At 57.4% G+C, this 12,283-nt stretch carries 14 protein-coding genes; 5 read left to right on the top strand and 9 right to left on the bottom strand.

All coding sequences use genetic code 11. The features are described from left to right. Positions 1 to 25: 25 nt before the first annotated feature. From L8I05_RS00220 to flgB, 6 genes are all read right to left on the bottom strand, one after another. A complete protein-coding gene (locus L8I05_RS00220) occupies positions 26 to 1,045 on the bottom strand; it encodes a hypothetical protein (RefSeq protein WP_242166772.1) in 1,020 nt (339 codons plus the stop codon). 128 nt (positions 1,046 to 1,173) lie between these two features. Further along, positions 1,174 to 1,710 carry a hypothetical protein gene (locus L8I05_RS00215; protein ID WP_242166771.1) on the bottom strand — a complete coding sequence of 179 codons (537 nt, stop codon included), beginning with the start codon at positions 1,708 to 1,710 and terminating at the stop codon, positions 1,174 to 1,176. Positions 1,711 to 2,017: 307 nt separating this feature from the next. Continuing rightward, entirely contained in the window at positions 2,018 to 3,328 is a 1,311-nt protein-coding gene (gene flgE / locus L8I05_RS00210) for a flagellar hook protein FlgE (protein ID WP_159959132.1), read from the bottom strand. Positions 3,329 to 3,359: 31 nt separating this feature from the next. Next, complete coding sequence (flgD, locus tag L8I05_RS00205; RefSeq protein ID WP_242166770.1) at positions 3,360 to 4,085, bottom strand: flagellar hook assembly protein FlgD; 726 nt, start codon at positions 4,083 to 4,085, stop codon at positions 3,360 to 3,362. 16 nt (positions 4,086 to 4,101) lie between these two features. Next, a complete protein-coding gene (gene flgC, locus L8I05_RS00200) occupies positions 4,102 to 4,554 on the bottom strand; it encodes a flagellar basal body rod protein FlgC (protein WP_017138385.1) in 453 nt (150 codons plus the stop codon). Between the two features lie 3 nt (positions 4,555 to 4,557). Next, on the bottom strand, positions 4,558 to 4,965 hold the full coding sequence (flgB, locus tag L8I05_RS00195) for a flagellar basal body rod protein FlgB (protein ID WP_003214246.1): 408 nt from the start codon (positions 4,963 to 4,965) through the stop codon (positions 4,558 to 4,560). 327 nt (positions 4,966 to 5,292) lie between these two features. Here flgB and L8I05_RS00190 point away from each other — a divergent pair, with 327 nt between their 5' ends. Beyond that, on the top strand, positions 5,293 to 6,078 hold the full coding sequence (locus tag L8I05_RS00190; protein ID WP_242166769.1) for a hypothetical protein: 786 nt from the start codon (positions 5,293 to 5,295) through the stop codon (positions 6,076 to 6,078). Between the two features lie 92 nt (positions 6,079 to 6,170). Here L8I05_RS00190 and cheR read toward each other — a convergent pair whose 3' ends face one another. After that, positions 6,171 to 6,998 carry a protein-glutamate O-methyltransferase CheR gene (cheR, locus tag L8I05_RS00185; RefSeq protein ID WP_016979774.1) on the bottom strand — a complete coding sequence of 276 codons (828 nt, stop codon included), beginning with the start codon at positions 6,996 to 6,998 and terminating at the stop codon, positions 6,171 to 6,173. A gap of 43 nt (positions 6,999 to 7,041) precedes the next feature. Further along, a complete protein-coding gene (locus tag L8I05_RS00180) occupies positions 7,042 to 7,974 on the bottom strand; it encodes a chemotaxis protein CheV (RefSeq protein WP_159959138.1) in 933 nt (310 codons plus the stop codon). An 82-nt stretch (positions 7,975 to 8,056) separates the two neighbouring features. Here L8I05_RS00180 and flgA point away from each other — a divergent pair, with 82 nt between their 5' ends. The 4 genes from flgA to L8I05_RS00160 all read left to right on the top strand — a co-directional run bounded on the left by flgA (position 8,057) and on the right by L8I05_RS00160 (position 10,654). Beyond that, the gene (flgA, locus tag L8I05_RS00175) at positions 8,057 to 8,821 is read left to right on the top strand and encodes a flagellar basal body P-ring formation chaperone FlgA (RefSeq protein ID WP_159959140.1); all 765 of its coding nucleotides are present in this window, start codon (positions 8,057 to 8,059) and stop codon (positions 8,819 to 8,821) included. 141 nt (positions 8,822 to 8,962) lie between these two features. After that, positions 8,963 to 9,289 (top strand): flagellar biosynthesis anti-sigma factor FlgM, encoded by a 327-nt coding sequence (flgM, locus tag L8I05_RS00170; RefSeq protein WP_083357165.1) that lies wholly within the window; start codon positions 8,963 to 8,965, stop codon positions 9,287 to 9,289. 48 nt (positions 9,290 to 9,337) lie between these two features. Then, positions 9,338 to 9,808, top strand: coding sequence for a flagellar protein FlgN (locus tag L8I05_RS00165; RefSeq protein WP_071483206.1), 471 nt, complete (start codon positions 9,338 to 9,340; stop codon positions 9,806 to 9,808). Positions 9,809 to 9,904: 96 nt separating this feature from the next. Further along, positions 9,905 to 10,654, top strand: coding sequence for a flagellar brake protein (locus L8I05_RS00160; protein ID WP_159959142.1), 750 nt, complete (start codon positions 9,905 to 9,907; stop codon positions 10,652 to 10,654). Between the two features lie 60 nt (positions 10,655 to 10,714). Here L8I05_RS00160 and L8I05_RS00155 read toward each other — a convergent pair whose 3' ends face one another. Continuing rightward, a complete protein-coding gene (locus L8I05_RS00155; RefSeq protein WP_159959144.1) occupies positions 10,715 to 12,100 on the bottom strand; it encodes an MFS transporter in 1,386 nt (461 codons plus the stop codon). Positions 12,101 to 12,283: the final 183 nt, after the last annotated feature.

Below are 12,283 nucleotides of genomic sequence, written 5' to 3'. Positions count from 1 at the left end.
ATGCCCTGACGACTCCCTGGGCCAGTTACCTGACCTTAGTCTTCGACAGCAAAGTCGCGTCACCGTGGGTTGGGACTCCCCCTTTAGACCCCCACAACTCCTCCCGACCGCTCATGACCGCAACCGCATGGCCGTCCCTGTCAATGGTCCCTACCTGACCACTCGCCAAATCTGCAGCCGACCCTTTGGAGATGTAATCCTCCAACCCCAAACGCTTCAGCCCGGCTTCGCTGTAATCACCATTGTTCAAGGATTGCAGCCCTTGTTCAAAGGTTGTCGCCCCGTCATTACCCTCCATTTGTGCGCGCTTGGCAGCCAAGGCAAATTCAAACGTTGCGTTTTTTACCATCTCCTTATCACTGCCATTAAAGTTGGCAGCTTTTTTGGCTGTTTCCAACTCAGCATCAGTTAAGCTGACCTTGGTGCCATCCATTTGAACAACGTCATAGCCCCCCTCAGTTTTCTTAACCGATTTGTTCAGTTTCTCAGGGTCGTCGGTACCCGCAGCTTTGAACAATGCCTTAATGCCTGACACCGTCGCGCAGTTACCCTCCTGCCCCTGCACGAAGCCAGTGGTGATCTGTTCATCCGTTAACGCTGAATTCCTTTTGGTCGGCTTAGCCGGGTCATAACTTTCCAAATTGGCCGAGGCACTATCGGACTTGAATGATGGCGATTGGTCTATTCCCGGGCTGGGAGCTGGGCCTGGGCGCGGAGCGGGGCCTGGACCGCCACCACTGCCGCCACCGCCGCCTGAATAATCGCCGCTAGAAAGGCCTAAAGACTCGAGTAACCTTTTTAACCAATCCCAGGATCGCGCTTCAACATCACCCCCTGCGCCAAACCCGGACCCTGCTGCGACACCGCCCCCGCCATCGGCGCCAAAGCTAATTGAACTCTTACTTTCGTTACCAGCAAAGTTGATGCCTGAGTCGTGAGCATTGTTTGAACGATTAACTACCGAAGCGCCTGCATTTCCACCATTGGCCGTGTCACCGCCCAATAAAGAGTTAATGCCGGACCTGAGCATAGAAGAGATTTCCATACACCCCCTCACATCCTTTTATGACAAACACCTAATGAAGGGCGCGGGTAGCGCCCACCAAAAATCGAATAAAGCAACGCGCGCCAAAGCGAGCAAAGTTTGGTTGTTTAAAGCATCACCACAACCGGTTACTTTGGCGCAGGGCTCGTAGATTCCTTAGTTCCAAAAAGGCCGGTTATTGCATCGACCACGCTTTTTAGAACTTCCATTGCTTTACTCTTCAGGTCTTTATCAGAGACGTCGGCGTCCTTATTTGCATCGTCTATTTTTTTATCTTTGCCCAGTTCATCGGCACCGTCGTTTTTGCCTGCTTCATCTGCATTTTTGCCCTTACCCAGTTCGTCGACCGCTCCCTGCTTGCCCTTACCGAGTTCGTCGGTTGCTCCTTTCTTATCGTCTTTACCCTCCGCCCCCTCTTTGGAAAACATCTCCTTTATTCGATTAATCATTCCATCCATTTCTTTTATTTTTTCACCGCCAGTCAAACTGCTCGCGTCCGCAGGGGCTTTCTGAAAACTGGGGCCGTTATATTCGCCGTAAGCAATTTGCCCGCCGCCGCTGCCCGAGCTTGGAGGCGCAGCAGGCGCATTTGCGGCAGGGCCATTATTCATATTTTCTGGGTAGTTGCTTACACCTGCCGCACCATTCGAAATACTGGAAACCATAACAACCTCCGCACTTGATAAAGATGACGACCCCTTAAAACAACCGGTGGTCGAAACATATTAAGAAATCCACATGTTTATTGGTCTGTTTCATTCTCTTACGATTTGTGGCAGGCGACAGACATCAGGTTCCACCAGTAAAGAACTTTCACGTAACGATATGTGGCAACGACTAAAACAGCGCAGGACTATGTTCCATTCAATGTAAGACTTTATCTTTTCCACATCGGCTGAGCGGCCAACTAACGAGCAAAAAAAAACCCCTCGATCGAGGGGTTTTCCAATGCAGCAGGTTAAAGCATCGGCATCAGGTCATCTGAATGATGGTCTGCATGATGGTGCTCTGGGTGGAGATGGTCTTGGCGTTCGCCTGGTAGTTGCTCTGGGCCTTGATCAGGTCCACCAGTTCGTTAGTCAGGTTGACGTTGGAGTTCTCCAGGGAGTTGGCCACGATCGAACCCAAGGTGCCAGCTTGCGGAGTGTCAAAGCCCGGTTGGCCCGACGCGAAGGTTTCCTTCCACGTCGTGCCGCCGGCTGGCTGCAGGCCCTGTTCGTTGTTGAAGCTGGCCAGGGAGATCTGGCCGATAGCCTTGCTCTGCTGGTTGCTGAACGTGGCGAACAGTACGCCAGTGCCGTCGATTTTCAGGCCGGTGATCTGGCCGGTGGCGTAACCGTCGGTGGTTGGCGGGTTGCGGTAGGTGGCCGAGTTGTACTGGGTGATGTTGGCCATGTTGATAGCGATGCCCGTCGGGTTGGCGTCCGCACCGTTTTTAGTCCACACGCCATTAGTCACGGTACCCGGGACCCAACCGGTAATGGTCAAGGTGGTGCCAGACACAGCAGGGCCTGTGATGCTGGTGAGCTTGCCGGAACCATCAAAGGACAACGTGGATGGCACAGGCGCGACAGCACCGCTCCCTGTCGGCGGGGTGCCATCCGGGTTGCGACCATCAATCAGGGTATAAGCGTTCCACTTGTTGCCGTCGGTTTTAACCAGGTACTGCACCATCGGGTGCGCATTGCCCTGGGAGTCGTACAAGGTGGTGCTGTACTGAGTGGTGAAGGTGCTGGTGTCGTTCGGGTCAAACGCCTTCTTGGTCTGATCGATCGGCAGTTCCGAAGAGTTCAGGTTACTGGTGGAGTCCACTTTGGTGGACGCCTTCGGCGGCAGGTTCGACAGGTTCAGTTGCAGGTCGGTCAGGCCGCCCTTGTTGATCTTGCCGTTATCGTCTGCGGCGTAACCTTGCAGGCGCGAAGTACCGGTGTTGTTGGTGATGTAGCCATCTTTGTCGGCACGGAAGGCACCACTGCGGGTGTACTCCAGCGAGCCGTCGCTGCCCTTCTGCACGAAGAAGCCACCGCCCTGGATCGCCATGTCCAGGATGCCGCCGCTGTTGTTCACGTCGCCCTGGGTGAACTGCTGGGACACCGCCGCCAGGTTCACGCCGTTGCCGATGCTGTTCTGGCCGGTGCCCAGTTTGGACGCCGCGTAGATGTCCGAGAATTCGGCACGGGACGATTTGAAGCCCGTGGTCGCAACGTTGGCGATGTTGTTGCCGGTCACGTCCAGTTGTTTGTTGGCCGCATAGAGGCCGCTAAGGCCGATGTTAAAAGACATGTTTCTCTCCTTCTGCCGTATTTAGCCGGCTCTATGTACCGATAGTCTGAATTTGCGACAGCTTGACGCTGCCCATGCCGCCTGCGAGGTTCAGCAGCATTTCGCCGCCGGTCTTGCTCAACGTCACGCTGGTGACGGTTGCCGGCAACGACGTTGCCAGGGCAACCGAGTCGCCTTTGTCATTCTTGGTGGTGGCCGCAAAGGTGTAAGTCCCGGCAGGCGCGACCTCGCCGTTGTCGTTCTTGCCGTCCCAGATAAAGCTGGCATCGCCGGCGCTTTGGGCGCCCATGTCGATAGTGCGCACCACGTTGCCGTCTTTGTCGGTGATCTTCACCGAGACGTTACCGGTCGCCGCCGTCACCGCCACCGAACCGGTCATGCTCTTGCTGGTATCAACCATGGCCTTGTCGGTCTGGGTGATGATCGAGCGCCCCACCAGCGACGACGCTTGCAGTGCTTGCGAGGAGCTGAAGTTGCTGGAGATCGCATTCACCGAGTCGTTCAGGGTGTTGATGCCTTCCAGGCTGCTGAACTGCGCCAGTTGCGCCACGAACGCGCCGTTGTCCTGAGGCGACAGCGGGTTCTGGTTTTTCAGCTGGGTGACCAGCAATTGCAGGAAGGCGTCCTTACCCAGCGACTGGTTACCCGTCGCCGCGCTGGCAGCGCTGCCTAGGCTGCTGTTGTCGGTAGACGTCTTGACCTTGGCGTTAAAAAGGTCCTGGACTGCCGTGTTGTTAGTGGTATCAACGATGGCCATTATTTGGCGCCCCTTATCACTGACCCAGGGTCAGGACCTTCTGCATCATGGTTTTGGCGGTGTTCATCATTTCCGCGTTGGTCTGGAACGAGCGGCTGGCGGAGATCATGTCGGCCATCTCCTCGACCACGTTGACGTTGGGGTAGTAGACGTAACCCTTTTCGTTCGCGGCCGGGTGGTTAGGCTCATAACGCGCTTCCAGGTTGCTCTGGTCTTCGACTACGCCGAGCACCTGCACGCCTTGACCGGCAGCATCCTGGTTCTGGAACAGCGAGTCGCCGCTACCGCTCTGGCCAGCCTGGCCGCCCTGGAACATGGTGGCGAACACCGGGTGACGGGCGCGGTAAGTCTGGTCAATGCTCGAAGACACGGTCTCGGCGTTGGCGATGTTACTGGCGACGGTGTTCAGGCGCGTGGTCTGCGCGCTCATGCCACTGCCGGCAATATTGAAAACACTGGCTAAGGACATGGCTTACTCTCCACGCAGGGCTGACATCAGCCCTTTGAATTTGCTGTTGAGCAGGGTAAAGCTGGCCTGGAAATTCACCGAGTTCTCGGCGTAGGCCGATTGCTCGAGCTGGGCGTCGACGGTGTTCTGGTCGATCGATGGCTGCATCGGCGTGCGATACAGCAGCGACTCGTCCCCATTGCCCAGGCCTTGCGCTTCAATATGACGGCTGTTTGTCATGTTCAAGGCGAAGGTGCCGTTCTTGGTCTTGTCCTGCTGTGCGGCGAGCACGGCGGAGAAGTCCAGATCCCGAGCCTTGTAGTTCGGGGTGTCGGCGTTGGCAATGTTGTTGGCCAGGACTTCGGCACGCTGGGCGCGGAAGCCCAGGGCTTGTTCGTGGATACCGAGCGCTTTATCGAAGCTGATGCTCATGGCGGAAACCTTTAGGCTGACCTGCTTTTCGTATCTGGGTTATAGCAAGGCGCATGCCAATTCGCTCAGCCCCCGTATTTAAAGGGTTTTCGGGATGGTTGCCGCCGGCAATGCCAGAAAAGCGGCAATCACCTTCCGCGTGGCGCCAGTAAAGCGGCAAGGGCGGTTGCCGCTTTTACAGGGGCGGCAAGGGTGGGAAGAGACAAACCGAGGTGGCCGAAAATCGCTGACCGTTTGTCTGCACTGTCATTTCTGACAGTTGTTATGCGTATCGGCTCGGAGGCCTTATTGGGGGACATCCCACGATGCGTCATGCAGAGGTTAAAAATGTTGATCATCCCGTCTCCACGATTCAACGAGCAAGATTCAGCGACCCCAATCGCGAATCTGAACACCACACTTATTGTCGGCGATGTTGCCAGATTGACGCTCAACTTCCCTGTCGAAAACGGAGACAGGGTCTATTTGACCCTGAGCAGCTCCATCTTTGGCGGCGAGCACAACCAGAGCTTTCAAATTGCCCAGAACGCCCCAAAAATCGAGCTTCTGATACCTAAATCCATAGTAGAAATGAGCGCAGGCAACGTCGTGCATTTGCTGCTGAGCATCCAGCGCACTGGAGAGCCAAGAACCCCCGCACCGACAGCGAGAGTACTCATCAACAAGCTCCCCATCATCATCGTGCCAACGCCGGGCACCGTTTGGGACTTCAGCAACGGTTTCCAAGGCTGGGTAGCCCAGGGGCCATATACGGGCAGTCTGCTGCACGTGACCAATTCAGCCGTGCGCCTTGACCCGACCCTCTTCACGGCGACCCGCGCCCACATCATCACCCGACCCGTGCCGGTGGTTGCAGGGCGCACATACGATTGCAGCTTTGTCGCCATTGGCAGCGCGGCCACCAGCGATGGTTCAATCCTGTACATGACGATGAACGGCAGCCGCATTGGTGCAAATGTACAAAACCTTACGCTAGGCCAGCCGCAAACCGGGACCGGGACCTTCACTGCCACCACCACAGGCGATGTGCGGCTAGGTATCTTTAACGATGCAGTGCCCAACGGGCTTCATGGCCTATCCCTGAGCAATATCCGAATGACACCCCGCCCCTGACGTCGGCCGAGACGGCACAGCCAAAAGCTTGCGCGCATAAAAAAACGGGAGACCCTTGCCGGGGCTCCCGTTTTTTTATACGCAAAAACCGCTCACTTGGCCTGGTAAATGATACCGGGACTGCACTGCACCATCTGGTAATGATCCGGCAAGCCGTTCAGCGCCTCGGACGCGCCGAGGAACAAGTAACCTCCGCGCTTGAGCGTACCGTGGATACGCAACAGAATGTCCTTCTTCACTTCAGCCGAGAAGTAGATCAGCACGTTGCGGCAGAACACCATGTCGAACTTGCCCAGGCTGGCGTAGCTGTCGAGCAGGTTGAACGAGCGGAACTCCACCCGACTCTTGATCGGCGCCTTGACCGCCCAGCGCCCAGCCCCTTTCGGGTCGAAGTAGCGTTGCAGGCGCTCCTGGGACAAACCACGGCCCAGGGCCAGGCTGTCGTACTCGCCGGTCTTGCAGTTGGTGAGCATGGTGCCGGACAAGTCAGTGGCAACAATTTGCGCACCCGCCTTCAACTGGCCCATGTTCGTGCGCTCGAACTCGTCGATGGACATCGAGATCGAGTACGGTTCCTGCCCCGACGAGCACGCCGCCGACCAGATACGCAGGCGCTGGCCCGGGCTGGCCTTGATGGCCTCCGGCAGCACTTTGCTCTTGAGCACCTCAAAGGGGTAGGTATCGCGAAACCACAAGGTTTCGTTGGTGGTCATGGCGTCCACCACCATTTCCTTGAGCCCGCTGCGCGGCTGGCCCTGGATGCGCTGTACCAACTCACCCAGGGACTTGATGCCCTGCTGCTCCATCAGTTTGTTGAGACGGCTGGATACCAGGTACTGCTTGTTTTCACCGAGCAATATGCCACAGGCTTTTTCCAGGAAGACCCGGAACTGTTCGAAATCCAAATTACCCGTAGACAATGATACCGCCTCTTAAATCGTGTGACCGCCAGGGGAACTCCCCTTAGCCGTGATCTGCTGCCTTGATCCGGTCGACTACCCGGGATGCCAGGTCATCAGGGCGGAACTTGGCCAAAAAGTCATCGGCACCGACCTTCTTGACCATCGCCTGATTGAATACACCCGACAACGAAGTATGCAGGATGATATGCAATTTTTGCATGCGTGGATCGTTGCGTATCTCGGCCGTGAGGGTGTAACCGTCCATTTCCGGCATTTCAATGTCGGAGATCATCATCAAGAATTCTTCTTCAGGCTTCTTGCCTTCATCGACCAGTTTGCGCAAGTAATCCAGGGCCTGACGCCCGTCGTTGAGGGCTACCACTTCCACTCCGACGGTTTGCAGGCAGCGGCTCACCTGCTTACGTGCCACCGAGGAATCGTCCACAGTCAGCACGCGCAGAGAAATCGCCTTGTGCGCCGTCTCGGCGTCCACCACACCCACCGAGATCGATTCGGAGGTAGGCGCCACTTCGGCGAGGATTTTCTCCACGTCGATGATTTCCACCAATTGGTTATCGACCCGCGTCACCGCCGTGAGGTAATGATCGCGCCCGGTGCCCTTGGGCGGCGGATGGATCTCTTCCCAGTTCATGTTGACGATGCGCTCCACCGAGCGCACCAGGAAACCCTGGGTCTTGGTGTTGTACTCGGTGATGATCACGAACGGGCTCTGGCGGTCCTGCAAACCGGCGGAACCGGTGGCCATGGCCAGGTCAAGAATCGGGATGGTCGCGCCACGGATATTGGCCACGCCACAGACCACGGGGCTGGATTTGGGCATTATGGTCAGCTTGGGACACTGCAACACTTCCCGCACCTTAAACACATTGATGCCGTATAGCTGTTTGCCATCCAGGCGAAAAAGCAACAGCTCCAGGCGATTCTGCCCCACCAGCTGTGTACGCTGGTTTACTGAATCCATTACTCCTGCCATGCCCTGACTCCTACGCTAAAACCTTTGGGAGTGCGACGCGCACCCAACACTAAACGGCACGAGCTTTGCTATTTATTAGTTTATGGATATCAAAACGACAGTTTCCCGACGCCCCAACCTCCAACGGTACTGCAGATTGCTCTGCGTCACGCTGGCTTTGTTTGCCGTGGGCTCAGGCACCACGGCCCGTGCAGAGAATGCCACCTTGCCTGATCTCCTTATCGGCGTCACTCAAGGCTTTCTTGAGTTCACTGTAGAAGATTATCTGGCAACCACGCAGACACCTGGGCGTTATGAAATACAGGTCAGCCAGCTGGACCCACGCCTGCGCATGCCAATGTGCGACAAGGAATTGACAGCCACCCTGGAAAGCCCGGCCCAGCCCATCGGCCGTGTGACGGTTAAAGTGCGCTGCGAAGGCGCTTCGCCCTGGACTGTGTTCGTACCGGCGCAGGTCAAGCTGTTCCGCGATGTGGTGGTGGTGACGCGGCCACTGAAACGCACTGGCATTATCGGGTTCGACGACGTGGCCATGCGTGAACGGGATATCAGCCTGATCAATCAGGGCTACCTCACCTCGCTCGACCAGGCAGTTGGGCAAAAACTTACCCGACCAATGGTCACTGACCAAGTCATCACGCTGGTCCATCTTGAGCAGGCCGAGGTGATTCGCAAAGGCGATCAGGTGGTCATTTCCGCCAGCAGTGGCGGGCTGACGGTAAAGATGCCGGGTGAAGCGCTGTCCAACGGCGGCATGAGCGAACAGATCAGGGTCAAAAACCTCAACTCCAACCGTGTGATCAAGGCGCAAGTGACGGCACCCGGGCAAGTTGAGGTTGCTTTATAGTTCACTGGCATAGGACGCCTGCTTTTCCTACACTGTGCGCACGATGTGTGCACGTGCAGGTTTTTGTCAATCGAGCCTAAAGTTTGTCCGGGTATGGCCGAAAACATGGCAAGCGTCCAAATACCCAGAGGTTTTTTTAACATGGTCATTGATTTCAGTCGTTTAAATAACACCCCGGCGTTGCCCGGCAACACGCGTACCAGCGGTGCCAAGGACAGCGTAGAAGCCAAGGCCCAACCAGCCCCTGCCGCCAAAGCAGAACAGGCCGGCGCCAGCCAAAGCGGGGAATCCGTACACCTGAGCAATGAGGCTCAACAGTTGCAGAAGGTCACTGACTCGCTGCGCGACCAACCGGTTGTCAATAAAGCCCGCGTGGCCGAGTTGAAACAGGCTATCGCCGATGGCAGCTATAAAGTCGACAGCAACCGTGTAGCCAGCAAGCTGCTTAACTTCGAAGCCGAGCGCTAGGCAAAGGCCTGCGCAGGGCTTTTGGACGCTTAAAACCCAAGGCCAGCCATGCACCACGACGAACATTTGCTACAACTGATCATTGATGATCTGGCGCCGACGCAACATTTGCTCGAGCTGCTCAAAGAAGAGTCCCTGGCCCTGTACGGCCGGGACATGCGTTTGCTGGAAGAAATCCTGGCGCGCAAGCAGTCGCTGATCGTGCTGCTGGAGCAGCATGGCAAGAAGCGCAGCGAAATTCTCATCAGCCTGGGCCTCCCGGCTGATCACGACGGCCTCGCACAACTGGCCAGCCACTCCTCGGTTGGCGATCAGTTGCTGGCGCAGAGCACCGCACTCAATCAATTGCTCGCCCAGTGCCAGGAAGCCAACCTGCTCAACGGTCAGTCGATCCAGCTGCAGCAAGCGACGACCGCCAACCAGTTGCGCATACTTCACGGCGGTGAGCCTCCGGCCCTGTACAACGCCCAAGGCTCCACCTCACGCCTGGTCAAGCCAAGCACCCGCAGCCAAGCCTGACGCCGGTTTACCGCGCGCCCTATCCAAGGCGCGCTACATACTGGCAAAATGCCGGTTCTTGCGTGTAGTCGTATTTTGTCTGGAGATGGAAGAAACGTGTTCAACGCCCTTAATGCGGAAGATGCCCCGCAGCCACCCAAGGTGCTCACCACGCCTCTGGAAATCGCCGGCACGTTACGGATGCTGCAAGAAAGCCATGATCCGTTGATCATCACTTTCCATGAACGCAGCCAACGCTTCCAAAGCTACCTGGTGGACGTTGACCGGGACAGCAAGACGCTGGCCCTGGACGAAATGATCCCGCGTGACGGTGAACGCTATCTCGAGAATGGCGAGCCCTTTCGCATCGAAGGCTTTCATGATGGCGTGCGAGTGGCCTGGGAAAGCAACGGCACGCTGACCATCAGCGAAAAAGGCGGCCACCGCATTTACACCGGCAGCATGCCCGACGAGGTGGTCTACCATCAGCGTCGCAATGCATTCCGCGCGGCGCTGAAGCTGGCGCAATTGGTCAGCATCGAACTGGGCGGCGAGAAGCTCAAGGCACCGATCAGCGGCAAGCTGCTGGATATCTCCGCCACTGGCTGCAAATTGCGCTTTGAAGGCGATATTTCCGAGCGCCTGCAACTGGGCCAGGTTTACGATCGCTTTATTGCCGCCCTGCCCTTCGGCAGCATGACCACTTCTGTCGAACTGCGTTACCTGCATTTCGAAGACAAGATCAACACCACCTTCGCCGGCGTGCGTTTCCACAATATGAGCGGCTTGGTGCAGCGCCAGGTGGAACGCTTTGTGTACCAACTGCAACGTGAAGCGCGGCGCTTTGACAAGGATGACGATTTTTAAGGGTTAAAGGCCGCGACAAAAAAACGGGCAGCTCCTGATGGGAGCTGCCCGTTTTTGCTTTCAGGGGCGCGCCCTGCTCAGGTCATGCGGGTGTTCGTCCGGGCCCAGAGGCTCGGGCGGCCCTTCAAAAGCCGGCTCATCCGTTGGTTGCTGCGGATCAGTTTCAGGCTCCGGGTCCGGAACAACGGTCTGCATCTGCTCCTGTACCACCGCCTCATCCACGCGCGGGTCGAGGCACGCCACCAGCGGCGAGCTGGACATGCTGTCGGGCATCGCCACGTGGTGCAGCGGTGCGTCGTCCACTTGATGCAAGTTGGTCACCGCCTTCGGCCGGATACGCCACACCAGGATCAACGCACACAGGCTGAAAAATGCATACAGCATGTGGCTGCCAAACAGCTTCATCGCCACACCGGCCAACAACGGCCCGACACTCGCGCCAATGCCGTAGGTCACCAGCAGCATGGCCGTGAGCGACACACGGCGATCACCTTCCACATGGTCGTTGGAAAATGCCACCGCCAACGGGTACAGGCAGAACTGCACCAACGAACACAGAAACCCCGCGACAAACAGCACTTCCAACGGCACCCGCGTCATGATCGCCAGCGGCAACGCCGCCACTGCCAGGCACAGGGCGAAGCAACGGATCAGCAAGGCCCGGTCATAACGATCCGACAACCAGCCCAACGGCCACTGCACCAGCAGCCCGGCAAAAATGCAGGAGCCCATGAACAGGCCGACCTGCTCAGTTGTCAGGCCTTGTTGCGAGGCATAAAGCGGCGCCAAACCATAGAACGAACCGACGATCACGCCGGCCCCCAATACGGTGCTTAACGACTGCGGCACGCGCTTGATAAAGAATCGCGGCTCCATCGGCGCAGGATGCAGGGGCGCGGGGTGAATGCGTCGGGTCATGGCCACCGGCACCAGGCACAGGGCAAAGCACAGCGCGACCAGCATCAGCAATTCAAGGCCGAGCTCGGGGTGCATCACCAGTATCAGTTGACCCAGCACCAGGCCCAGATAGGACGCGATCATATAGCCGCTGAACACGACGCCACGTTGCTTGGCATCCGCCTGCTCATTGAGCCAACTTTCGATGACCATGTATTGGCACATCATCCCCAGGCCCACGATCATCCGCAGCACGATCCAGGCCGGCAGCCAGTTGACCAGGCCATGCCCCAACACCGCCGCACCGACAATCCCGGCACAGGTGGCGTACGCACGAATATGCCCGACCCGGGCGATCAGGCGGTGCCCGATCTTGCCGCCCAACACCAGGCCGAAGTAGTTGGCCGCCATCAGCGCACCCACCCACAGGCTGTCGACGTGGTCAGCCGCCAAGCGCAGGGCGAGGTAAGTACTGAGCAGGCCGGAGCCGATCAGCATCATCAAGGAGGCGAAATAAAGGGCTCGAAAAGATTTCCAGATCTGGCGCATCGGCGTTCCGAGCGGCTCCTTGCAGTAAGAGACAGGGCTATCGGCATGATAGTCCGGGGTTGCCGGGTCCGGACAGGCGATATGCGCTGTAGCCCGGGAATATTTTGCTTAATAGCTCAGACGTTGCATGGCCGCGTGCGAGGTACACAGGTTGCGATAAAAACATCGCGCCCCTGCTGTGAA

The sequence above is a fragment of the Pseudomonas sp. MONT-RG-20F-20-E-7-02 genome (genome assembly GCF_022662395.1).
Lineage (GTDB): Bacteria > Pseudomonadota > Gammaproteobacteria > Pseudomonadales > Pseudomonadaceae > Aquipseudomonas.
The sequence above is the reverse complement of the archived record's forward strand: the minus strand, read 5'-3'. Positions and strand labels throughout refer to the sequence as shown.

What these genes read in the sequence shown, in the direction of transcription:
- flgA (WP_159959140.1), top strand. Translation starts at nt 8,057, where the DNA reads ATGGATATCAAAACGACAGTTTCCCGACGCCCCAACCTCCAACGGTAC.
- L8I05_RS00180 (WP_159959138.1), bottom strand. Translation starts at nt 7,974, where the DNA reads ATGGCAGGAGTAATGGATTCAGTAAACCAGCGTACACAGCTGGTGGGG.
- L8I05_RS00220 (WP_242166772.1), bottom strand. Translation starts at nt 1,045, where the DNA reads ATGGAAATCTCTTCTATGCTCAGGTCCGGCATTAACTCTTTATTGGGC.
- flgM (WP_083357165.1), top strand. Translation starts at nt 8,963, where the DNA reads ATGGTCATTGATTTCAGTCGTTTAAATAACACCCCGGCGTTGCCCGGC.
- L8I05_RS00215 (WP_242166771.1), bottom strand. Translation starts at nt 1,710, where the DNA reads ATGGTTTCCAGTATTTCGAATGGTGCGGCAGGTGTAAGCAACTACCCA.
- flgE (WP_159959132.1), bottom strand. Translation starts at nt 3,328, where the DNA reads ATGTCTTTTAACATCGGCCTTAGCGGCCTCTATGCGGCCAACAAACAA.
- flgC (WP_017138385.1), bottom strand. Translation starts at nt 4,554, where the DNA reads ATGTCCTTAGCCAGTGTTTTCAATATTGCCGGCAGTGGCATGAGCGCG.
- L8I05_RS00155 (WP_159959144.1), bottom strand. Translation starts at nt 12,100, where the DNA reads ATGCGCCAGATCTGGAAATCTTTTCGAGCCCTTTATTTCGCCTCCTTG.
- L8I05_RS00190 (WP_242166769.1), top strand. Translation starts at nt 5,293, where the DNA reads ATGTTGATCATCCCGTCTCCACGATTCAACGAGCAAGATTCAGCGACC.
- flgD (WP_242166770.1), bottom strand. Translation starts at nt 4,085, where the DNA reads ATGGCCATCGTTGATACCACTAACAACACGGCAGTCCAGGACCTTTTT.
- L8I05_RS00165 (WP_071483206.1), top strand. Translation starts at nt 9,338, where the DNA reads ATGCACCACGACGAACATTTGCTACAACTGATCATTGATGATCTGGCG.
- flgB (WP_003214246.1), bottom strand. Translation starts at nt 4,965, where the DNA reads ATGAGCATCAGCTTCGATAAAGCGCTCGGTATCCACGAACAAGCCCTG.